The organism is Anaerolactibacter massiliensis, assembly GCF_900290205.1.
Classification (GTDB): Bacteria; Bacillota_I; Bacilli_A; order Erysipelotrichales; family Erysipelotrichaceae; genus Bulleidia; species Bulleidia intestinalis.
Genome location: NZ_OLMH01000002.1, coordinates 702,189 through 725,724, shown reverse-complemented (window position 1 = coordinate 725,724; position 23,536 = coordinate 702,189). Strand labels below are relative to the sequence as shown.

Here is a 23,536-nt window from a genome sequence, read left to right as displayed (position 1 = left end):
TTTGCAGGACTTTTTCACTTCAGTTTTCCCTTTTCGGTCACGACATGATCCAGGGTCACATCCCATGGATCAGGCTCGATGGAAGACATGCACTGACAGGAGAAGGCCAGGCCGATCTTCTTCTGGCAATGAGAAAGAATGCTGTCATAATACCCTTTCCCGTATCCGGTGCGATGTCCTTGTGCATCAAAAGCAGAAAGCGGAACCAGGATCAGATCGAACTGATCCGGAGAAAGAATCTCTCCGCCTTCCGGTTCGAGAACTCCGAATACGCCCGGCTTCAAATCGTCCCTGGAGTGAATGACATGGAATTCCAGGGTATGTTTCAGCGTTTTCGGAACCGCCACCGTTTTCTGATGAGAGAAGCACCAGTCCAGAATCTCTGCGGTTGATACTTCATCGCGCATCGAGACAAAGCAGGAGATGATGTCTGCCTGTTCAAGTTCCGGCAGTACATGCAGAAAGATCTGATGGCTGAATTCTGCACGATCCTCAATAGAAAGAGAAGCACGGTTTCTCAGTCCCGTGCTTCTTGCACTCTGCTTATCCAATAGAATTGGTCATGTCGAGTTTCAGCAGCTGGTTCAGCTCCACTGCATACTCCATCGGCAGCTCCCTGGTAAACGGCTCCAGGAATCCCATGACAATCATCTCCGTTGCCTGGGCTTCCGTGAGGCCTCTGCTCATCAGATAGAAGAGTTCCTCTTCGCTGATCTTGGAGACCTTCGCTTCATGTTCGATCGTCGAAGTATCGCTTTCATTGATATTCAGCGGAATCGTATCGCTGCGGCTGAGATCATCGAGAATCAGCGTATCGCATTCGATCTTCGCCTTGGAATTAGCGGCTTTCTTCGAGAAACGGATCCAGTCGCGGAAGTTCGTGACACCGCCGCCTCTGGAAACGGACTTCGAGACAATCGAAGAACTGGTATGCGGAGCCAGATGAATCATCTTGGCACCGGTATCCTGGAACTGTCCTCTGGAACCTACGGCAATCGAGATGCAGAGACCATGGGCATATTCCCCTGCCAGAATGCAGGCAGGATATTTCATGGAGATCCGGGCACCGATATTTCCGTCTACCCATTCCATCGTGCCACGCGCATCTACCTTAGCCCGCTTGGTGACAAGGTTCAGAATATTGCCGGACCAGTTCTGCACAGAGCTGTAGCGGCACTTTGCACCTTTGCCGACAAACACTTCGACAACGGCTGCGTGCATGGAGTCTTTGGAATACTGCGGGGCCGTGCATCCTTCAACATAAGAGCATTCCGCACCGTCATCGACGATGATGATGGAACGCTCGAACTGGCCCATGGATTCCGAATTGATGCGGAAGTAGGACTGCAGCGGCTTCTCAAGCTTGACACCCTTCGGAACATAGATGAAGCTGCCGCCGGACCACACCGCACTGTTGAGCGCTGCGAGCTTGTTATCAGAAGGCGGAACAATCGTTGCGAAGTACTTCCGGAACAGATCCGGATATTCTTTCAATGCACTATCGATGTCAAGGAAGACGACGCCCTTCTGGCGTACTTCATCAAGCATGTTGTGATAGACAGCTTCGGATTCATACTGCGTCGTGACGCCGGCCAGATACTTGCGTTCTGCTTCCGGAATGCCGAGACGTTCGAATGTATTCTTGACTTCCTTCGGAACTTCATCCCAGCTCTTCTCTGCTTCCTGGGAAACACGCTTGAAGTACGTGAAGTCCTGGAAGTCGATCTCAGACAGATCCGGTCCCCAGGAGGGCATCGGCATGGACTCGAAGGTCTTCAGGGCATTCAGGCGGAATTCAGTCATCCATTCCGGTTCATTCTTCAGCTTGGAGATTTCGCGGACGACATCTTCATTCAGACCTTTTCCGGTATCGACGATAGAGACATCCTTTTCCCGGAATCCGTATTTGTAATCATCCTGGGAAGTGATGACATCGTTCTGCTCATTTGCGATCGTTTCCTGGCTCATGATGCTTTCTTCTCACTTTCATCGATCATCTGCTGCATGGCTTTCCAGCCGATGGTCGCACACTTGATCCGGTTTGCCTGCTTGTAGACATTCTTCATGGCCACTGCTTCTTCCAGAAGCTCCGGATCATATTCCTTCTCATCAATCATTGCGAAGTAATCGGCGATGATCTTCTTGGCATCTTCGACGCTCTTGCCTTTGACCAGATCGGTCATCATCGAAGTGCTGGCTGTGCTGATCGTGCAGGCAATGCCGTCAAAGCGGACGTCTTCGATCTTGCCGTCCTTGATGAGCGACTGCACCGTAATGTCATCGATGCAGGAATCGCTTGCCATATGCACGGACTGATAGCCTTCTGCATCTTTCTTCAGTCCGTGGTTATGCGGGTACTGATAATGATCCATGATGAGCTCCCGGAGCACCGAGGGATCATTCAGCATTGTTTCCATTTCACTGCTCATATCAAACCTCCTAGAAGAAGATACCGACTGCGTTCTCAAGATTCGTGTCCTTCACGGCAGCGACGCAGCGATCAACTTCTTCTTTCGTGTTGTAGAAGTACAGCGATGCCCGGATTGTGGAATCGGTGCCGATCACATCATGCAGAATCTTGGCACAATGATTCCCGGAACGGACCGCGATATTGCGGCTGGCCAGATAACCTGCCGCATCCTGGCTGAATACGCCCTTCACATTGAAATCAATCGGGCCGTATTCATTATCCGGGTTGTAGACTTCGACATTATCGAGCTTCTGCATTTCCGAAAGGAAATATGCACGAAGCTCTTTCTCGTATGCATGGATATTGTCCATGCCGATGGACATCAGATACTTTGCCGCTGCACCCAGTCCGATCACGCCTTCGATATTCGGAGTGCCTGCCTCGAACTTCGTCGGAGCTTCTTTCAGCTGCATCGTTCCGCAGGACTGAAAGCGGGCATTCATATCCCCGCCCAGGAAGATCGGATCCATCTGCTGCAGAAGATCATATCTGCCCCACAGGACGCCGACCCCATCCGGGCCGCACATCTTATGCGCGCTGAAGCCGAGGAAGTCGATACCGAGTTCCTTCACATCCACTTTCATGTGCGGAATGGACTGCGCACCGTCGACAGCGACTAACGCACCGTTTTCATGGGCGATCTCGGCAATCTCTTTGATCGGCTGAACAGAGCCGAGGACATTCGTCACCTGGGCAAGCGCGACTGCCTTGACGCCCGGGTGCATTGCCTTTCTGAAGTTCTCAACGGTCAGATTAGCTTCCTTGTCGAGAGGAACATACTCAATGTGAATACCGTAGTCTTCCTGCAGCCGGAAGAACGGCAGCAGGTTCGAGGCATGTTCTGCTTCACTTGTCAGCAGCACATCGCCCGGCTTCAGAAAATTCCTGGCCAGGCCATAGGCAACCTGATTCAGAGAAGCAGAGACATTATGCGTGAACACGACCTCCTTCGGATCGCAGTTGATGAACTTGGCGATGATGGAACGTGTCCCGTCATAGAGACGGTCGTTTTCTGCGGCAATGGCATAGTCGCCGCGATGGACGTTGGACGTATGATGCGTATAGAAATCCGTGACGGCATCAATCACGCACTGCGGCTTCAGAGAAGTCGCGGCGCTGTCAAAATAGACTAGATCCGGATTGTTCCGGAACATCGGGAAATCAGCCCGGATTTTCTCGACATCTAGCATAGGCTGCTGATCTTCCCTTCCAGTTCCTTGCGCAGCGTATTCCGCAGCTCCTCCTGATCGATGACATCTGCGATCGGCATCAGGTAGCCCGTGGAGATCAGACTCGTGCACTGCTGCATGGTAAGGCCTCTGGACATCAGGTAGTAGAGCTGATCATCATCAACTCTGCCCATGGACATGGCATGAGATGCCTGCACATCATTCTCATCGATGAGCAGTTCCGGCAGGATCTCCGCATTCTGTCCTTCCTCAAAGGCAAGGGCACGGGAAGTCTGATGAGACTCGCTGGCCTTGGCGCCTTTGACGATCTTGCCGATGGCATCGATCATCAGCTTGCCGCCCTTCAGGACGACTGCGTAGTTCTCGATATTGCCGAGCGTATGCGGTGCGAAGTTCACGACTTCCATCGAGTAGTTCTTATCAGCTCTGACCAGCGATGCGCTGGATACTTTGCCATGGGCGCCGTTTTCCCGGAGGGTCATATAAGTCTTGCGCTTCGAAGCTGCTTCATTGCATTCGCCATAGGCAACGGTCACCTCAGCATCGCCCATGACTTCGTGCGACTCATCGCAGTTCAGCGGTTCTTTCATATCATTCCAGAACAGATAGGAAACTTTGGAGTCTCTGGCATTGAAGGTGCGGATTCTCAATGGTCCGCAATGGATGATCCGGACAAATACCTGGACATTTCCTGAAGCAGAGAAGGTCAGTTCCAGGCTGCGGTCCGTATCGATCTCATATTCATGATATCCGTCAGACAGCTGGATATCCTGGTTCACACGAATCGGCGTCATGCGTTCTTCGGACCCTGGACTGCTTCCTTGACGGCACACGTGCCGATACTGCTGAGAACCGGACGCTTGTTCTTCTCTTCTGCTTCTGCGGCCGGTGCTACATTGTATTCCTTGTAGATCCAGTCATAGCCTTCCTTATCGATCTTATCCGCGAGTTCCGGACCGCCTTCCAGCACGATGCGGCCATTGACGAGCACATGCGTGAACTGCGGACGGATCAGCTGATAGAACCGTTCATAATGAGAAACGACAATCAGCGCAAGATCCGTTTCATCATGCATGTGATTGATCGCATCTGCGACGATATGCAGAGCATCGACATCGAGGCCGGAGTCAATTTCATCCAGCATGCCGAGAGTCGGCTTCAGCATTTCCATCTGCACGATCTCATTGCGCTTCTTCTCGCCGCCGGAGAATCCTTCATTCAGGAAGCGGTGAGCAAGGTCTTCTTTCATCTGCAGGTCATTGATCGTCTTCTCCATGGCCTTGATGAACGTGAACAACGGTACCGGTTTGTCTCGGCGCACATTCATCGCAGCCCGTAAGAAGTCGCTGTTGGTGACGCCCGGGATTTCCTGCGGATACTGCATGCCCAGGAAAATGCCAGCCCGGCTGCGCTCATCGACGCTCATCTCGAGAATATTCTGGCCATCATAGGTAATCGATCCGCTGGTCACCTGATACTTCGGGTGTCCCATGATTGCAGCAAGCAGAGTGGATTTGCCATTCCCGTTCGGTCCCATCAATGCATGAACTTCTCTGTCTTTTACCGTGAGGTTGAGTCCCTTCAGTATTTCTTTTCCCTCCACGGAAACGTGGAGATCTTCCACTACAAGGTTCTTCATGTTCTAATCACCTTCCATTTTTCCTTGAGGATTATATCATGTAATGATTTTCTGCGGTTGTCAGATGATCATGCCATGGTTCACAGAAAGTTCAGATTTCATGCGGTTTTCTCAAATTGCAAATGCGTATTCCCTGGAATATAATAGGAAAGCGTTTTTTCAAGGAGGAAGTATGGGAAATTTTCTGAAAAAGAACTGGTTTGTCTCCCTCTTGATTGTCGTATTCGCAGTGATCAGCGTCTACTACATCTACGACACCAACAAAGGCAAGCTGAAAGGAAAGACTGCAGACGGCGAAGACGTCGTCTATGAAGTCAATGGCGATGATATCACCGCTTCCGAGTTCTACGATTCACTTTACAAGAACAATGGCGGATCTGCCCTGTACCGCGCATTCGCTTCTGCGGTCACCAAGTCCGTGGATACGACGGATGAGATGAAGAGCGAAGCACAGAGCCAGGCTTCACAGATCATCTCGAACTACTATTCACAGTATGGTTCCAGCTATCAGAGCACGCTGGACAGCCAGCTGAAGAACATCGGCTACAGCGGATATGATGATCTTCAGAACTACCTGATCGACTATCTCAAGGAACAGCAGATCACCGCTGACTACGCAAAGGCCAACTTCGATGATCTGAAGATCCGCGACATCTCGTATATCCTGATCAAGTTCGAAGATTCCTCGAAAGCAAATCCGGTTCCGACTGAAGATGAGAACAGCCGCATGACCGCAGTCGATAATTCCCTGGCATCCGGAACGGATTTCGCTCAGGTCGCTGCAGATTATTCGGAAGATTCTTCCACTGCTTCCAAGGGCGGCGTGCTCGGCGTCATCGACAAGAATGTCACGAGCCTCGATGCCGACTTCCTGGCGGCTGCGCTCGAACTGAATGAAGGCGAAGTCAGCGACTGGGTCTACAGTGAGAACTTCGGCTGGTTCAAGATCAAGTGCAACTCCGCAAGTGCTGATACGATAGCGGCGGTGTATGCTGCAGAGCAGAATGCCACCTACACCTCTTCCGCAGAAGCAACTGCTTCCCCGGAAGCGACTGCTTCTCCGACACCGTCTGCTTCTGCATCTTCAGAACCGGCTGTGATTGATGAAGATGCTCCGTATAACGATCTGGTTTCCAATTATGATACCAAACTGATGCCGACAGCTCTCTGGGCTAAGGCACAGGAGCTTGGCATGACCTTCACGGACAGCGAGACTGAAAGCCGTCTGAAGTCCTACCTCGGTCTCTCTGACAGCACTGATTCTTCGGATACCGAAGCTTCTGCTTCTCCGGAAGCGACTGAAGAAACTGCTTCCCCGGAGGCTTCCGCATCGGCTGATGCGAGTGCTTCACCTGAGGCTTCTGCAGGTGCAGATGCCACTGCTTCTGCTGAGGCAAGCGCTTCCGCAGAACCTTCTGCCAGCGCATCGGCAGAGTCGAACTGAGGAGGCGGAACGAATATGAAGAAACTTACAGCAATTCTCGCGTCCGGATTCATGCTGGTATCGCTCACCGGATGCTCTGATGCAAAAGCAAAGCTCAAGGACAGCAGTGATGTCGTCATGACCATCGGCAATACCAAAGTCACTAAGGGTCAGATCTATGAGACAATGTTCAATTCCGCTGCTGAATCCACTGCGATCAATGATGCCAAGAATGCCATTGCCGCACAGGAAATCGAGATTACGGATGACATGCGTTCCTCGGCCAAGAGCACGCTCTCCTATTACACCTCAATGTATGGCTCCACCTTCACTTCCTACCTGGAAAGCTCCGGCATGACGGAAGATGATTATGTCAACGATGTTCTGATTCCTGCACAGCAGGCTGATGAGCTTGTGAACAAGTACATCGAGGAGAACTTCGACAGCCTCTGCGATTACTACAATCCGATTCAGGCTACGGTCCTCTCCTTCACTACGGAAGATGATGCCAATGCGGCACTGTCTGAACTGAAGGATGGCACCTCCACTGCTGCTGAAGCAGCTTCCAGCAACAACAGCTCTTCTTCCGGAAAACCGGAAATCATCACGATTAACACCACTTCCTATGATTCCACTGTCCTCTCAGTTCTGCGCAGTGCTTCTCCGGATGACGGCTGGACGATGCTGCCGGGAAGCAGTGAAGACACCTACTACGTTGTCCGCGTTGAATCCAATACCCCGGAAAACTACAAGGATGATGTGATCAGCACCCTGTCTGGCATCACTGCTGTCCAGGATGACTCGAATACCTACTGGTTCCGCAAGTACAACTTCCATGTCTATGACATCGATCTGTACAATGCGATTGAATCCGCTGACAGCAAGTATCTGGTTCAGGCAATGGCTGATCCGACTCCTACCCCAGCAGCTTCTGAAAATGCAGCTGCATCTGCTGAAGCAACCGCTGAGGCTACTGCTGAAGCATCTGCTTCTGCAAGCGCTGAAGCTAACTAATTTAATTCAGCAAACGCCCTTCCTAAAGTGGTCCCTGTAGAAAGGACAGCACTCTGACAGTGCTGAGGTCCTCCTGCAGGGGCCATTTTTATGGGCAGAAAATCCAGAAAACGCAATCCTAAAACTGATTATGTATTCTTCTCTCCAGAGGAAATCCAGATTCTCCAGGCTAATCCGAATGTGAAATTCATCCGGACGAATCACATCGCATTCACCTATGAGTTCAGATGCCGGATGTATGACTGGTATGTCTCTCATCACGAGATCCGCAAGTTCCTGGAGAACAATGGAATCTCCACGAAAATGATAGGGAACCAAGTGATTAAGAAACTGACTGAGAATTTCAGAAAACATGGTCACCCCACCAATGGAAATGGGCCTTCGATTTCTGTTTCTGCGCCGAAGCTTTCAGAAGAAGAAATCCAGCTGCTCATTGACACCGGAGTATTCGTCAGAGCTCGTGGCGGCATCTCTTTTTCAGATGCGTTCGTTAAAGAAGCGATAAGGAGATATCCTGGCACTGACCTTAGAACGCTTCTGAAGGAGCACGGCATTGATCCGAACCGGATCGGTTATCAGAGAATCCATAGGCTTAAACTCCTTCTGGAAGGAAAATTACCTGTTACGGGTAAATTTTTCCGTTCCGATGAAGTGATTTCTGAACTGAAGAGCTGTTCCTGGGTCAGAACAGTCACCCGGAAAAAACTGTCCCTCCGATCAGAATTCTATGAATGTGCTTATCTGATCAGAGACCTTCCGATTCTGGATGTAATGCAGGTATTTGAGATTCCTGCAGACTTGCTCAGCGCGGGAGAACTGATGCGGATTCGATATAAGCTTCTGCACTGGAAGCCGGATCGTGTTAACAGAAAGGTTCATCTTGCCGCTCTGGATCTCAGCACCGCGAAGAAACTGTGCGAGCTGATGGAGAAGATGGAAGAGAGAAAAATGAGTGAGCTAAGAGAAAGCCTTCGTATTACTTCTCCTGAGACTCTCCGGAAAGTGTGTGATCTCATTCATGATCAGGTGAAAGCCTTCCCTTACGTCAGAGGATTCTCGATCAGCGGTGCGTGCAGAATCCTCGGCTTCAGCCACTCTCGCTTCTATCGTCTGAGATACTATGTTTCCAACGGAAAACAGCGTCAGGATGAGAAAGACATTGAACGGATCAGGAAAGTGATTGAATACCGCGGATATCCGAAAGGAACCCGCATGGTGACCATGATGATGCCGAAGCTGCAGAAGACGGTCATGAACCGCAAGAAAGTTCAGAGGCTGATGAGAAAGGCCGGACTGCTGTGTACGGTCAGAGCACCGAAGAAATCCAGGCAGGCAGCCAGAGAACTGCTTCAGAGGAACCGGAAAGAGAATGTGCTGAAGCGCAGATTTCGTCTTGGGAAACCTTATGAACAGGTCATGACAGATGTCACCTATATCAAAGACTGCCGGGGAAATACTTCCTATTACTCTCCGATCAAAGACAGTGTTTCCGGCCTGATTCTGTCTTCTGCAGTAAGCGATACACAGGATCTGAACCTTACTGATGAGATGCTGAGCGGAATCATGAAAGATCAGGATCAGAATACCGTCTGTTCGACAGGAATGGTATTTCATTCCGATCAGGGGGCACTGTATCTTTCCGATGCGTTTCAGAAGAAGCTGAAGAAGATGGGATTCGTTCAGTCCATGTCACGGCGTGGAAACTGCTGGGATAACGCATCCATGGAATCCTTCTTCGGGCATATGAAAGATGAAGCTGACTTCTCCGATGCCCATGATACGTCTGAGATCCGGCAGAAAATCAATGACTACATTGACTATTACAACTTTGAACGGCCGCAATGGAACCGCGGCAGAAAGACACCGATGGACTTTGCCGTCTATCTGAACAATCTTTCTGAGCAGGAATACCAGGAATACCTTTCCAGGGAACAGGCAAAGTATGACCGCATGATGGCCAGGTCTGCAGAAAAGGCACGGAAGCACGCTGCAGATCTTGGTGCTGTGATACCATCGGAATCATAGAGAGGTAATAGAGATGGGTAAGAAGAAAACGAAGTATTACGAGAAACGCAGTGCCATTCAGGAAATTGCAGAGAAGAACGAATACGTGAAGGACATTCACGGAACGAATCTGATCTACAAGACGGAGTTCTATATCAGGATGTGTCAGCAGATGAACAAAGGAATGACGGGAGTGGAAGCTTATGAATCACTCGGCTTCCCGGTAAAGGAACTGGGTACTGATCGTGCAAACAGTGCTGCCAAGCGTGCCAGAGAGATGGAGAAAGACGGATCGTTCGTTGATCCTTCCAGATTTGACGGGAGTATTCCCCGTGATGAGATGGGAGATCTGACGCCGGAGGAAGAAGCCGCTTATTACAAAGCACGGACAGCTTATCTGGAAGCACTGCTCGAACTGGAAAAAAAAGTACACGAACTATTGGCGGAGACGAATACATCATCGAATCCGAACTGAAGAACCATCAGAAGTTCAGAATGGTGTATTACACTCTTCAGAAGCAGGAGACTCAGCCAGCAGGACATGTTCATCAGTTCTCGGCATCAGATCTGTTCCGGATCTTCGGCTGCAGTTCCAGCGGCTATTACAGCTGGAAGAAACGATTTGAGAATCCTGTGGAAACGAAAACGCAGAAAGAAGACCGGGAGATCAAGGAGAAGATGATCTCAATCATCCATAAGCACTGCGGAATTCCCGGAGCGCGGACCTTCCGTACTTACCTGTGGCGTGATTACGATCTCAGGGTGAGCAGAAAACGGATCACCAGACTGATGAAAGAAATGCGCATTACCGCATATGTCCCTCATAAAGATGCCTATAAGGGACAGGCAACTCATTTCCATCCATGTGATGCCAAGCAGAACTATGTCGATCGTGACTTCGGTGACAGCCCGCGGAAAGTGATCCTGACAGACATTACCTATCTCTACTATGGAAGTAATCGCGAGCTCTGCTATCTGTGTGCGTTCAAGGATGGATTCACGAGGGAAATCCTGGGATCAGCAGTAAGCAGGCATATGGATGTCTCTCTGGTTACAGAAGCCTATCACCGTATGATGGACCAGCATCGCAGCGAACTGAATCATCCGGACGCTCTGATTCATTCCGATCAGGGGAGTCAGTACCTGTCCGTTACCTTTCAGAAGCTGCTCGAAGATGACGGCTTCGTGCAGTCCATGTCCAGGCGAGGGAACAGCCAGGACAACGCACCGATGGAATCCTTCTTCGGAAGAATGAAGTGCCAGCTTCTGAAGCTGATCGAGATGTGTCCGGACTATCAGACAGTCAGAGATCTGATTGCAGGCTATATGCACCACTACAATGAGAAAGCTTATCAGTATGATCTTGCCGGTCTTACTCCTGCGGAGTTCTATCAGTACAAGACTACAGGAGTCTATCCATTAGATAACTACTACGGTATCGCAGGAGATCGGATGAGGCCGGTTGAAAGCCTGGTAGAGGATCATCTGAACTATCTGAAGAAGAAGCGGGAAGAAAACGTTCAGAAGAAGAAGGAAGCAGAAAAGAAGCTCCTTCCGATGCACATCATTGCGACAGATCAGAAGAAGCTGAAGAAAGAAATTCAGAAACTGAATACGCTCATTGAAGACTCCAATGAGGAAATCAGAGAACTGGAAGCACTTCTGGAGCGAGTGAGAGCAGCAGGAAAAGCTTACGAAACAGCAGATGAAGAACTGAAGAAGAAGCTTGAGAATCCGCAGGAATGGAAGAACACACCGCCATTTGACTACGTCACAGAAATGGACGCTCTTTACTGATACAGGCACAGAAAGAATAGAGCAGCTTACTTCCCCTGGCCAGAAGATGTTTTCGTCATGCGCAGAATGAATCATCCGAGCACTGATGATCCGGAAACATCTCTCTGAAACCTGCTGAATACAGAAAGAAGACAGCTATGATTCAGCTGTCTTCCGTCTTGATCAATGCATGTGACCCTCAGAAACCCGAACTGTCAGAAAACTGTCCTTGACAACGGGGCCACTTTATCCGGCTGGCCGGAAGGGCTTCTTTCTTCTATAATACAGTGGAGGAGGCAAATCTATCTATGTGCGTATTCTGCGATATCATCGATCACAAAATTCCATCCAAGGTAGTCTATGAAGATGAGAATGTTCTGGCTATCCTGGATATCTCCCAGCTGACCTACGGCCATACGATTGTCATGCCGAAGAAACATGTCCGCAACTTCGTCGAAGCAGACGAAGAAACCATCGAACAGGTCATGCATGTCGTGCACATGCTGGCAGGTCAGATCATGAAGAACACCGGTGCGGGAGGAGTCAACGTCATCACGAACTGCGGCGCCGCAGCCGGTCAGAGTGTCGATCATCTGCACTTCCACATCATCCCCCGCTATGGCAAAGATGACGGCTTCGGTTTCAGGGAAACTCCGACCAAGCAGGATCTGGACGAAGTGCTGGCAAAAGTCACGGCAAAATAAAAGGCTGAACGAATCAGCCTTTTGTTTCGTCATGTACATGCAGACGTTTCAGTATGACTTCTCTTGCCTTATTTTCCAGCGTATCATCAAGCGGTTCCAGCGTGACTTCGCCGAACCGCTTTTTCAATGCACGCCTCGTCACAAGATCAGCGATCTTCGGATTCTTCGGCAGAAGCGGTCCATGCATGTAAGTAGCCAGAACCTGGTCATTCACAAAACCCTCACTGCGGCCGTCAAACGTATTGCCATGACCGCTCAGCACTTTGGCAAATGGCGTTGCGACATTCATCGTCTGGCCGCCATGGTTCTCGAAGCCGACTGCCTCAAACGTATCGCCATCCATATGTGCTTCTACCGCAATATTGCCGATGCAGCGATGATCGCGATCTGAAGCTTCCGTATAATAATCAAACAGATTCAGACCAGGGACCTGATTCCCATCCTGATCGCGGTAATACTTTCCGAACAGCTGATAGCCGCCGCAGATCAGTAAGAACGCAGTTCCCTGGGCCATCGCTTCTTCAATCAGAGGCTTCCGGGTCAGAAGATCCTGGTAGATCATCTCCTGCTCCCGGTCTGCTCCTCCGCCTAAGAAGAACAGATCATAATTCCTCGGATCCCGTTCCTCGCCGATGCCGCAGGTATCGACGATACACGGAATCTTCCGTTCGGCGCATCTAGTCTTCAGGACCTGGATATTTCCCTTGTCGCCATAGAGATCCATCAGGTCATGATACATCCACAGTATCTTAAGATCCATGATGTTTCGCAGCCTCCCGTTTCAAGATTGCCCTGGTCGGATGCAGAGCTGTATACGTGGAGATCACATAGCTCTGAAGATTCTGCTCATCCAGCCAGCGGATTGCCTCTGTGCTGTCCTCGATGACGCGGATGCGCGACATCGGAATATCCTCATACTTCAATCTCAGTGCCATATCATAGGCCCTCAATCCCGAGCAGACGATGGTTCTGATCAGCGGATCCCCGAGCCGCTCGAAATGGGCATCCCAGATCCAGGAGATGTCATGTCCATCCTGATCATTGTCATTCAGGAAAATACAGAGATTCTTTTCTCCAGGCTGGGCGCAGATGAATTTCATAACTTCATTGGCCCCCGTCGGATTCTTGACCAGGTTGATCGTGCATGGCTGGCTGAGCTCGAATACCTCATTGCGGCCTTCTTTGAGCTGATAGGTCGCAAATACCTGATTCGCCGCAGAAGGATCCAGCTTCAGCGTCTTCATGAGACAGAGCACTGAAGCACAGTTATATACGGCATAGATCGTATTCAGGAACGAATGATAAACCGTTCCATCGGCCGTGAATGTGCCATGATCATAATCTACTTCTGTTACCTGAAGATCCGGTCGGATATTGCCGAAGCCATCATACGGACAATGGAACCGTCCAATATGAGAATACTGATAATAGTCATAGATCAGCGGTCTGCCGCATCGCGGGCAGAACTTGCCCTCACTTGCTTCATCGCTGACATTGCGGCTGATCATATTCTCGCCGACCGAGAAGTAATGAATCCTGGCTTTCTTCGCGTTCTCCCCGATCCTGAGAACATTGGGATCATCCCCGTTCAGAATCAGATCGCCCTCAAAGTTCTCGGTGACTTTCATGATCTTGCGTATGATGGTCTCCATCTCACCAGCCCGATCAAGCTGATCGCGGAAGAAGTTCGTCACGACAAGAGCCGTCGGATGCAGGTTTGCAAACTGGCGGTACAGGGTCAGTTCATCAACTTCGATGACCGCTGCATCTGCCTGCACATGAAAATGCGAATCGCTGCTGCTAGCTAAAAGCGTGGCGATTCCGACATTCAGATTGTCGCCGCGATGGTTGTTCACGACCTTCAATCCCGAAGCCCTCAAGCTTTCCGCAATGAGATTTGAAGTCGTTGTCTTGCCATTGGTTCCCGTGACCAGGACAACGATCGGCGGCATGCGGAATTTTTCCAGGAAGTGCGGATCCAGTTTCAGCGCAAGCGAGCCGGGAAGCGATCCTCCCCTTCCTGTCTTCGAGAGAACCGCATGCATTGCCTGAACGATGCCTAAACGGATATCCATACGCTACTTCTCCAGTTTCGAACGATAGAACTGCCGGTTCTCCAGCGCAAACAGCCGCTGGCTCCACTGCCCGGGCTTCACCGTGGAAAGCGTCTGGTTCAGCGTATTCATCCGGGCATCCATATTATCAATTAACGAAAGTGCCTCCGCCTCCGGAACCTCCGGAAGCACAGGCGAACCGAATTCCTGCTTGCCATGATGGCTCAGGATCATATGCCTTAACAGCAATGCTTCTTCCGTGTGCTCAAGTCCTTTCTGCTCGGCAACCTCCATCAGCCAGCCATGGCCGATCGAGATATGTCCGATCAGTCTTCCTTCTTCGGTATACTCTGAAGAAATCACGCCGCCAAGCTCTGCCGTCTTGCCAAGATCATGCACGAGAACTCCGGAAATCAGAAGATCCCGGTTCAGAAACGGATACAGCCCGGCCACATCCTCGGCCAGCGCCGCCATGCCAAGTGTATGCTCTGCCAGCCCCCCGAGATAGTTATGATGAATTCTCGAAGCCGCCGGATAATCATAGAACTTCTTTCCGACCTTGTCATACATGCCCTGCACCAGCGTTTTCAGATTCGCATTGGAAATCGAGCAGATATAGCCATTGATCTTCTGTTTCTGCTCTTCTCTGCTCATGCGCGAAGACATCACATACTCGCTGAGATCCACTGCATCCTGATCGAGATCCCTGATCCGGTTGACCCGTAACTGCAGGTTGTTATTGTACTCCAGCACCTCAAAGCTCAGCTCTGCCACATGGCCGGCAACCGCATTCTGCATGTCTTCCGGCTTGGCATCCCAGAGCTTTCCGTCTATGATGCCGGTATTGTCCTGAAGGGCCAGATTCAGATAAGGAGCCCCTTTCTGCGTGACTCCCTTCACGCAGCTCTTGATCAGAAGAGGCTGCGTCAGCCGGTCCTTTTCCCGAAACTCTCTGACTTTCGTCATCTCTTATTTCCACTCCATTTCATCCAGTATTGCGTAGATATCTTCCGCCTGATAACCCTGGGCCGCACAATAGCGGAACACATGATTCCTTAACTGCGTGGAGTCATACTTCTTCTCATAACGCTTTCTGGCCTTCTGGGCACAGCGGCGCAGATTTTCCAGCTCATTATGCTCATCCTCCGTGAAATCCATCTCCCGGATCACGGAATCTGAAATCTCTGAACTGAAACCCCTCTGCATCATCTTCGACTTCAGCTTCTTCTGCTTCATCAGCACACTGTCATCATGAATCGAATTCGAAGCCTTCTCCGCATACTCTCTCGCATGTTCCAGTTCATCGGCAGGTCGTTCCGCAAGCTTCTGCTGAATCATCTCTGCCGGTATGCCGCGCTTGCGCAGTTCGCGCAGAATGCGCTCTTCGCCTAGAAGCGCTACCTTCATGCGGCTGATGTTCTCTTCGCAGTACCGCTCATCGTTCAGGTAGCCCTTCTGCTCCAGGCGGTCGACGATGCGGTTGATTGCCTCAATGCTGCAATCCGTATTCTGGGTCAGCCAGTCATAGATTTCCTTGCGGGTGCGATCTTTGGCAAGGATCCGCTTCAGGCAGCCTTCATAGGCCAGGACTGCCGACTCATTGTTCCGGATCTCTTCAATCTTGTGGCTGGAAAGCTTTCCGCCTTTGCGGATGCCTTCATTGTAATAGTCATCCAGAGTCATGGAAAGACGGATATCCTCGCTGCCGCCCTGCATATCCGAAAGGAACAGCTGAACGATATCATCCTTGACTCTGACGTCTTCGACAATGAGCATATGCTCATAGGAATCAATCGCATCATGGTAGACCTGCAGCACCTTCTCATAGAACGTTTCGCTGCTGTATGGCTTCACCTGATTCAGTGCCGCTGCACTCATCTCCTTCAGAGCCTCATCAGAGGTATTGAGGAAGATCTCGAGATGATCAGCAAGACTATGCGCATCGCTGAAATACCAGCCGGTCTTCCCATCGAGCAGCAGCTCTTCAAGTACGACATCTTTTCTTGCAAAGAGCGGCAGACCGCTGGCCATCGCTTCAATGAACGTCATGCCCTGTGTCTCGGACAGAGAGGCGGACACAAACGCATCGGCAGACCGATAGTAATCCGCAACCTCTGAGGAAGGAACTGCACCGGCAAAGATGATGCGGTCAGACAGACCGAGCGATTCGACTTTCTGCTTTTCCTTCTCGGCATCCGGGCCGCTTCCGACAATCAGGAAATAGATATGATCCCCGCGCTGATCTGCCTCGGCAAATCCGTCGATGACCATATCCAGCGATTTCTCTTCGGCAATGCGGCCGACATATACAACCAGCTTCGCATCCAGCGGAATTCCGAACTTCGTGCGGATTTCCGTCCGCTTTTCCGGATTCTTTCCTGGCGCAAACTGATCCAGTTCCAGACCGGTAGGAACAATGTGAATGTCAGAACGGACATGATACTTTTCCAGCAGCTCCTTCGTCTTCATCGAAGGCGCAATGACCTCGACCGAGCTGTCTCCGTAAAGACGGGACAGATAGGCAACCGCTTTCTTGGCTTCCTGATCAAACCGCTCAGAATTGAACAGGTTGGCATAGTGCGTATAGTCTTCGTACGTCGTATGGTACGTGCTGACCAGCGGAATCGAAAGATTCTTTGCGCAGATCCGGGCAAAGATGCCGACTCCGAATTCGGTCTGAGCATGGATCACATCAAGATTCAGCTTGCGGATCTCATTGAGGGCATTGATATGGAACGGACTCGTCATCACATAGCCATAGAGCTGCTTGAGCTCAATGCCTGCTAAACGAAGAACCGTATGGTCTTCATTCCATTCTGCCCAGCCTCTTCCGGCTCTTGGCGCAACGACATAGACCTCATGGCCATGTTTCTTCAGTTCATTGCGCAGGATGGAGGTGCTGTTAGCAACACCATTGATATCAGGCGGGAAAGTGTCTGAAAATAATCCGATTCTCATTTGATTCTCCTTTACTCTATCCGTTCCTGCATCGTCGGAACGTCTTTCTGATTCCTGGCGATCAGGAAGACAATGCCCCCGAGAGCCATATCAAAATAATACGTCATGAAACGCCAGATCAGCATCACCGCACTGACATGATTTCTTCCGAAAATCGTTGAGAACATCAGCACGAATACGGCTTCGCTTCCCCCGCTTGCCCCAGGCAGCGGCACAAACGAAGTGACCATCGAAACAAACGAAGACAATGCCAGGACATCGAGAAGCGCGGAGATGTCCACCGGCATGTGCAGCGCTTTGGCACAGAAATACGGAATCGCATAGTACAGCATCAGCCGCAGCAGATGCGTGCTGACAACCTGCGGAATCTTTTCCTTATGATGGCGCAGAATATCAACTTCCCTGCCGAACCGGTCCAGCTGCTTGTTCAGGCTGTCGATTGCCTTGTCCTTGTCCTTGATCAGATGAAGCTTGCTGCCGATCATGACGCCAGTCGTGCATACCCAGGTATAGAACTTCGGAAATCTGCCCATAGCCCATAGTCCAACGATGACTGCCGAATTCACGATGAAGCCGAGAATGACAATCAGGAAGAACTGGGAATAAGTCGTATAGAAGTGATGGAACCGCAGCAGGATCAATAGAAACACCGATCCGACCATCGTGCTCTGGTACAGGATGAAATTCATCCACAGTACTCCCGCAGCGCTGCTGGCCGGAATTCCCTGCTTGCGGAAGATATATACCTGGGCAAACTGTCCGCCCGTAGCACTCGGAGTGATCTCATTGAAGAAGCCTCCGGTAAAGGCATTGACCACGCCCTGCAGCCAGGTATACTGCGGAAAGCTCAGGTTGCATTCCCATTTGATGGCAAGCCCGTTCAGAAGACGGATTCCGATCACCATTGCGGCAACCAGAATCAGCCATCCGCGGTCCGCATTCTTCAGCATCTGAAGCACTTCTGCAGAATTGTTCTGCAGGGTCAGATACAGCACCAGGACGGCAAGGCCCACAATCAGGAGGGAATTGAACCAGTAGCTCGAAAATAATTTCTTGAGACGCTTCATAGAAAGAATCCGCTGCTCAGCCAAGCAGAGCAGGATCTTCCGGATCGAACTGACCGCTCAGCACGGTTTCATAGACATGTTTCAGCTGCTGGCCGATGCGGTCAATCGAACGGGTCTTCGCTACTTCATAGCCGGCATCGCATGTATCCGGAATCTGATGTTCCACGCACTGGCGGATCAGATGGATGAATTCGCTGTTGGAGGTTCCCTTATAGCAGTTCACGCCGCTCTTGAGCCATGGATCAAATGCGCCGATATCACGCACGATGACCTGCTGGCGGCTGGCAAGTGCTTCTAGAACCACAATTCCTTCCGTTTCTTCGTAAGACGGGAAGAAGAAACAATCCGCCGCAAGATAGGCTCCCTGGATGATAGGTCCTTTGACATAGCCCGGGAACAGGCAGTTGATCGGATGATTCTCCACGACTTCATTGATTTTTGCAGGGACAGCCAGCGGATTGATTTCACCGAACCAGATGAACTTATATTCCGGCATCCGCTTGGCAATCTCGACGAAGTCCAGAATGCCTTTGCGTTCAAATGGCAGGCCAACCGAGAGGATCACTTTATCCCCTTCCTTCAGGCTGAAGTACTGGCGATAAGCCTTGACCTTCTCTTCATCCGGCTGGAACTGATCCAGCTCAATGCCGTTGCTGACCGGATAGATGGGAAGCTTGATGCCATAGTTCATCAATAGCTTTCTGGAATACGGAGTCGGTGTGATGATCGCATCCGCCTGCGTATACAGAGAGACAAGACGATTCTTAAACACCGGTGCCATCAGATTCGACAGCACGAAACTGTTGCGGAAGTCTTCCTCCGTGGAATGCGCATGGTAGATCACCTTCTTGCCAAGCTTTCTTGCATGGCTGATGATCGCATTGGAATTGACTCCGTAGGTATTGATATGAAGAATGTCGTAATCCTCATCCCACGGATCTGTCGTATATTCGATTCCAGCCGAAGTCAGAGCTTCTTTCTGATGCTCAAAAGCCCTTCCGATTCCGGAAGTCTGAATCAGACTTTCACTTTCAAAATACAGGAGAATTTTCATAAAACATTCTTTCCTCGTGAACATGTCTATTGTACTCCGTAGTATCTGCAAAAAGATAGTCAAGGATCATCCCCGGAATCTGTAATCTTTCTTAAGAATTGCTGAATTCCTGCTTTTCAGGCATAAAAAAAGACACCTCCCATTTCTGAGAGATGTCTCTTCGTGATTCAGGAATTACTGTTCGTTCTGCAGCTTGACCTTGCTGACAAGCTTGTTGTAACGGACCTGTGCATCGGAGAGTGTCTTTGCGAACATCTTCTCTGCAACTTCCTCGCCTCTGACTTTCGGCAGATTGAAGTAACGAGCCTCATTCATCAGGAAGGCATTGAACTTCGTCCAGTCAGGCTCCTTGGAGTCGATGGTCAGCGGCTTCTCGAGACGCGGATCATAACGGTACAGAACCGTGTAGCCGCACTCTACTGCTGCCTTCTGGACAAGCGGAGCCTTGATCAGGCCGCCCTTGATACCATGCTCTGCGCAAGGGCTGTAAGCGATGATGATGGACGGACCATTGTAGCTCTCAGCTTCCTTGAATGCACGGATGGTCTGAGTCTGGTTTGCACCCATGGATACGGAAGCAACATAGCAGGTACCATATTCCATGAAGATCTGGCCCATGTCCTTCTTAGCAGTCGGCTTGCCGCCAGCAGCGAACTTCGCGATTGCAGAAGCCTGGGAGGACTTGGAAGCCTGTCCGCCAGTGTTGGAATAGGTCTCGGTATCGAGAACGAGAACGTTGACGTTCAGGTTGTTAGCCATGACGTGATCGAGTCCGCCGTAGCCGATATCATAGGACCAGCCATCGCCGCCGATGATCCAAACGGACTTGCCGACGAGATCGCGTTCCATATTGAGCAGTTCCTTGACTGCTTCGTTGGAGCTTGCCTTGAGGTCAGCAACGAGCTTGTCCTTGACAGCTCTCTGCTTCTCACGGTCATCGTTCGCATCGATATAAGTCTGGAAGTCTGCCTTAAGTTCCGGTTCAACCTTATCGAGGTTCTCTTCCATGATCTTCAGGATACGAGCTTCCTTGTAAGTCTGTGCAACAGCCATACCGAAGCCGTATTCAGCGTTGTCTTCGAACAGGGAGTTTGCCCAGGTGACACCCTCGCCATTCTCATCCGTAGCAAACGGAGTAGAAGGAATTGCGGAGCAGTAGATCATCGAGCATCCGGTAGCGTTAGCAACCATCATGTCCTTGCCGAACAGCTGGGTAGCAAGACGATAGTACGGAGCTTCGCCGCAGCCTGGGCAGCAGCCGGAGACTTCGAAGTACGGACGCATCAGAGATATGCCAGCTTCGGTAGCAGGGTTGCCATACTGAGACTTGTAAGAAGTCTTCTTGTAGAGGTAATCAGCAACCGGCTCTTCGTTGCGCTGGGTGTTGACATCCATAGCAGAGAGTGCCTTGGTCGGGCAGACGGTAATGCAGACGCCGCAGCCTACGCAGTTCATCGGGCTGATCTGGATACGGAACTTCAAGCCGGCATCCTTAGCTCCCTTGTACATCGGGGAAGCATCCTTGACGGACCACTCAGCACCATTTTCCTTAGCGATCTCAGCAGCCTTAGCCTCTTCTTCCGGAGTCAGCAGGAAGGAACGGATCGTAGCATGCGGGCATGCAAATCCGCACTTGCCGCACTCGATGCACTTAGCAGAATCCCATGCCGGAACCAGAGCAGCAATGTCTCTCTTCTCACGGAATGCGATGTTCTCAGGAATCGATCCATCGATGACATCTTCCTTCATGAATTCGGATACCGGCATATCTTCGCCTTCGAGGGCGTTGATGCGCTGGACGAAATCATCATAGTGGCGATCGCCTGTGGTCGTGTACAGCGGAGCGCTGCAGTCGAGATCAGCCCATTCCGGCTTCACATCGACCTTGACCAGTCCGGAGCCGCCCATCTCAATTGCGGAGATGTTGGCATTGACGACATCCTCACCCTTGCGAGCATAGGTATGTCTAGCACTGTCCTTCATGAGCTCGAGGGACTTGCTGTACGGCATGATCTGCTCATTGAGCTTGAAGAATGCGGACTGCAGGATCGTATTGGTATGACGGCCCATATGGCACTCGATCGCCAGACGGGTAGCGTTGATGATGTAGAAGTTTGCATGCTTCTTAGCAAGACCTGCGAGCATGCGGTTCGGCATCTTGGAAGCAATCTCGTCTGCAGAGAAGGTTGTGTTCAGAAGGAACGTGCCGCCTTCCTTCAGCTGACGGACCATGTCGAACTTGTAGCAGTAGCTGTCCAGCGAGCAGGAGATGAAGTCTGCCTGATCGATGTAGTACGGAGAATGGATCGGGGACTTGCCGAAACGCAGATGCGAACGGGTAACGCCGCCGGCCTTCTTGGAGTCGTACTGGAAATAAGCCTGGGAATACAGATCCGTGTTGTTGCCGATGATCTTGACGGTGGACTTGTTCGCGCCGACAGTTCCATCAGAACCAAGACCGAAGAACAGGCAGGAAGTATAATCGGACTTCACCTTCAGCGGAACCGGATCCAGAGACAGATGCGTCACATCATCGTTGATGGACAGCGTGAACTCTTCCTTCGGATTATCCTTCTTGAGTTCTTCATAAACTGCATTGATGTCAGACGGGTTGGTATCCTTGGAGGACAGTCCGTAGCGGCCGCCGATGATGGTCAGGCCTTCATGATGCTTGAGGGCATCGCAGACATCCAGATACAGCGGCTCTCTGGAGCCGATTTCCTTGGAACGATCCAGAACAGCAATCTTCTTGACCGTCTTCGGGAGAACTGCTTCGAGATACTTGACGGAGAACGGACGATACAGATAAACCTTGATCAGACCTACCTTCTCGCCTTCTGCAGTCAGCGTATTGATCGTCTCGGTGATGGTATCCGTAACGGAGCCCATAGCGACGATGACACGCTCAGCATCCGGAGCACCGACATAGGTGAACGGTGCATAGTTGCGGCCAGTGTGCTCGGAAACAGCCTTCATGTACTTAGCAGCGATATCAGCAACTGCTGCATAGTGCTCATTCTGAGCTTCACGAGCCTGGAAGAAGACGTCATCGTTCTCGTTGCCGCCGCGGACAATCGGGTTGGTATGCGGGTTCATCGCATGCGCGCGGAATGCCTCGAGCTTATCAGCCGGCAGCAGGGACTTCAGATAGTCATAATCCATGACTTCGATCTTGTCGATTTCATGAGAAGTACGGAAACCATCGAAGAAGTGCATGACCGGTACGGAACCGTCAATGGCAATCAGGTGAGCAACGCCAGCCAGGTCCATGCAGTCCTGAACGGAGTGAGAGCACATCATGACAACACCAGTCTGACGGCATGCATAGACGTCCTGGTGATCGCCGAAGATGGAAAGTGTATGAGTTGCTAATGTACGAGCTGCGACGTGAAGAACGATCGGCAGCATTTCTCCGGACCACTTGTAGAGGTTCGGGATCATCAGCAGAAGTCCCTGGGATGCAGTGAACGTTGCCGCAAGTGCACCGCCCTGAGCAGCTCCGTGAACTGCACCAGCAGCGCCGCCTTCTGCCTGCATTTCAACCACCTTAACCTTATCGCCGAAGATGTTGGTGCGGCCTGCTGTAGCCCATGCATCAACGTTCTCAGCCATCGGTGAAGACGGTGTGATCGGATAGATTCCTGCTACTTCAGTAAACGCATAAGCACTATGCGCAGTAGCGGTATTTCCATCCATTGCTTGGAAAACCTTTTTCTCTGAACTCATATGTCCTCCTGTTATGTTACGGGTTCATTATATGACAAATTTTCATGAAATATGAACTTGTTTTCTGCGGGATTTCCCGCATGAATCCATGAAATATGCAATTCTGTATATTATTTCAGCAATTTCTGAAAAAATGAAAAAGCCTTCCGGAAGGCTTTCTCCTGTTGTTATTTCTGCTGCATCGAGCGCATGACCGCTTTGATCTGCGCTTCGCTAGGCTTTCTGCCCATCTGCATGAACATTGCCCGGATCATCTTCTCCGTAACCGGAGGATTCTCCTTCAGCTGCTTCTCGAAATTCTTTCTTGTGAAATAGAAGCTGATCAGCGCGCCGACGGCACCGCCTAATACAAACCACAAAAGGGAAGACCAGAATACTGACATAACCTCACTCCTCTATCTGCCTTGAAACATGCTTTTATTCTATCTTGAAACATTCCCCTTTTCAATCCTGCGTT

At 50.7% G+C, this 23,536-nt stretch carries 20 protein-coding genes; 6 read left to right on the top strand and 14 right to left on the bottom strand.

Annotation, left to right across the window (positions count from 1 at the left end; translation table 11 throughout):
* Window positions 1-14 precede the first annotated feature (14 nt).
* The 6 genes from C7E00_RS06965 to sufC are packed head-to-tail and all read right to left on the bottom strand — an operon-like array spanning window position 15 to window position 5,299.
* Complete coding sequence (locus C7E00_RS06965) at window positions 15-551, bottom strand: 5-formyltetrahydrofolate cyclo-ligase (protein WP_154502001.1); 537 nt, start codon at window positions 549-551, stop codon at window positions 15-17.
* Window positions 544-1,968, bottom strand: a complete 1,425-nt coding sequence (gene sufB / locus C7E00_RS06960) for a Fe-S cluster assembly protein SufB (protein WP_105303604.1) — start codon at window positions 1,966-1,968, stop codon at window positions 544-546. The genes C7E00_RS06965 and sufB overlap by 8 nt, the downstream gene beginning before the upstream one ends.
* Window positions 1,965-2,429, bottom strand: a complete 465-nt coding sequence (gene sufU, locus C7E00_RS06955; RefSeq protein ID WP_420808596.1) for a Fe-S cluster assembly sulfur transfer protein SufU — start codon at window positions 2,427-2,429, stop codon at window positions 1,965-1,967. Before sufU ends, sufB begins: the two co-directional genes overlap by 4 nt.
* A 10-nt stretch (window positions 2,430-2,439) precedes the next feature.
* Complete coding sequence (locus tag C7E00_RS06950; RefSeq protein WP_105303603.1) at window positions 2,440-3,660, bottom strand: aminotransferase class V-fold PLP-dependent enzyme; 1,221 nt, start codon at window positions 3,658-3,660, stop codon at window positions 2,440-2,442.
* Complete coding sequence (locus C7E00_RS06945) at window positions 3,654-4,454, bottom strand: SufD family Fe-S cluster assembly protein (protein WP_105303602.1); 801 nt, start codon at window positions 4,452-4,454, stop codon at window positions 3,654-3,656. Before C7E00_RS06945 ends, C7E00_RS06950 begins: the two co-directional genes overlap by 7 nt.
* Entirely contained in the window at window positions 4,451-5,299 is an 849-nt protein-coding gene (sufC, locus tag C7E00_RS06940) for a Fe-S cluster assembly ATPase SufC (protein ID WP_105303601.1), read from the bottom strand. Before sufC ends, C7E00_RS06945 begins: the two co-directional genes overlap by 4 nt.
* Before the next feature lie 172 nt (window positions 5,300-5,471).
* Here sufC and C7E00_RS06935 point away from each other — a divergent pair, with 172 nt between their 5' ends.
* The 6 genes from C7E00_RS06935 (at window position 5,472) to C7E00_RS06910 (ending at window position 12,220) form a co-directional block, all read left to right on the top strand.
* Window positions 5,472-6,743: a peptidylprolyl isomerase gene (locus C7E00_RS06935; RefSeq protein WP_167836507.1), complete on the top strand. Its 1,272-nt coding sequence runs from the start codon at window positions 5,472-5,474 to the stop codon at window positions 6,741-6,743.
* 15 nt (window positions 6,744-6,758) lie between these two features.
* The gene (locus C7E00_RS06930) at window positions 6,759-7,736 is read left to right on the top strand and encodes a peptidylprolyl isomerase (protein ID WP_105303599.1); all 978 of its coding nucleotides are present in this window, start codon (window positions 6,759-6,761) and stop codon (window positions 7,734-7,736) included.
* Between the two features lie 90 nt (window positions 7,737-7,826).
* A complete protein-coding gene (locus tag C7E00_RS06925; protein ID WP_105302474.1) occupies window positions 7,827-9,761 on the top strand; it encodes an IS3 family transposase in 1,935 nt (644 codons plus the stop codon).
* 13 nt (window positions 9,762-9,774) lie between these two features.
* The gene (locus C7E00_RS06920; protein ID WP_105302473.1) at window positions 9,775-10,215 is read left to right on the top strand and encodes a hypothetical protein; all 441 of its coding nucleotides are present in this window, start codon (window positions 9,775-9,777) and stop codon (window positions 10,213-10,215) included.
* Between the two features lie 20 nt (window positions 10,216-10,235).
* Window positions 10,236-11,537, top strand: a complete 1,302-nt coding sequence (locus tag C7E00_RS06915) for an IS3 family transposase (RefSeq protein WP_105302472.1) — start codon at window positions 10,236-10,238, stop codon at window positions 11,535-11,537.
* Between the two features lie 287 nt (window positions 11,538-11,824).
* On the top strand, window positions 11,825-12,220 hold the full coding sequence (locus C7E00_RS06910; RefSeq protein ID WP_105303598.1) for an HIT family protein: 396 nt from the start codon (window positions 11,825-11,827) through the stop codon (window positions 12,218-12,220).
* Window positions 12,221-12,233: 13 nt separating this feature from the next.
* Here the strand turns inward: C7E00_RS06910 and C7E00_RS06905 are convergent, their stop codons facing one another.
* From C7E00_RS06905 to C7E00_RS06870, 8 genes are all read right to left on the bottom strand, one after another.
* Window positions 12,234-12,980: a type 1 glutamine amidotransferase gene (locus C7E00_RS06905; RefSeq protein WP_105303597.1), complete on the bottom strand. Its 747-nt coding sequence runs from the start codon at window positions 12,978-12,980 to the stop codon at window positions 12,234-12,236.
* Window positions 12,970-14,295: a Mur ligase family protein gene (locus tag C7E00_RS06900; RefSeq protein ID WP_105303596.1), complete on the bottom strand. Its 1,326-nt coding sequence runs from the start codon at window positions 14,293-14,295 to the stop codon at window positions 12,970-12,972. The genes C7E00_RS06905 and C7E00_RS06900 overlap by 11 nt, the downstream gene beginning before the upstream one ends.
* Window positions 14,296-14,298: 3 nt before the next feature.
* Window positions 14,299-15,240 (bottom strand): 3'-5' exoribonuclease YhaM family protein, encoded by a 942-nt coding sequence (locus C7E00_RS06895; protein WP_105303595.1) that lies wholly within the window; start codon window positions 15,238-15,240, stop codon window positions 14,299-14,301.
* 3 nt (window positions 15,241-15,243) lie between these two features.
* Window positions 15,244-17,232: a glycosyltransferase gene (locus tag C7E00_RS06890; RefSeq protein WP_105303594.1), complete on the bottom strand. Its 1,989-nt coding sequence runs from the start codon at window positions 17,230-17,232 to the stop codon at window positions 15,244-15,246.
* Between the two features lie 11 nt (window positions 17,233-17,243).
* Window positions 17,244-18,299: a lysylphosphatidylglycerol synthase transmembrane domain-containing protein gene (locus C7E00_RS06885; protein WP_135358183.1), complete on the bottom strand. Its 1,056-nt coding sequence runs from the start codon at window positions 18,297-18,299 to the stop codon at window positions 17,244-17,246.
* A gap of 16 nt (window positions 18,300-18,315) precedes the next feature.
* Complete coding sequence (locus C7E00_RS06880) at window positions 18,316-19,353, bottom strand: LTA glycolipid anchor biosynthesis glycosyltransferase, IagA/BgsA family (RefSeq protein WP_105303592.1); 1,038 nt, start codon at window positions 19,351-19,353, stop codon at window positions 18,316-18,318.
* A gap of 174 nt (window positions 19,354-19,527) precedes the next feature.
* Complete coding sequence (gene nifJ, locus C7E00_RS06875; protein ID WP_105303591.1) at window positions 19,528-23,079, bottom strand: pyruvate:ferredoxin (flavodoxin) oxidoreductase; 3,552 nt, start codon at window positions 23,077-23,079, stop codon at window positions 19,528-19,530.
* 167 nt (window positions 23,080-23,246) lie between these two features.
* Window positions 23,247-23,462 carry a YneF family protein gene (locus tag C7E00_RS06870; RefSeq protein WP_105303590.1) on the bottom strand — a complete coding sequence of 72 codons (216 nt, stop codon included), beginning with the start codon at window positions 23,460-23,462 and terminating at the stop codon, window positions 23,247-23,249.
* Window positions 23,463-23,536 lie beyond the last annotated feature (74 nt).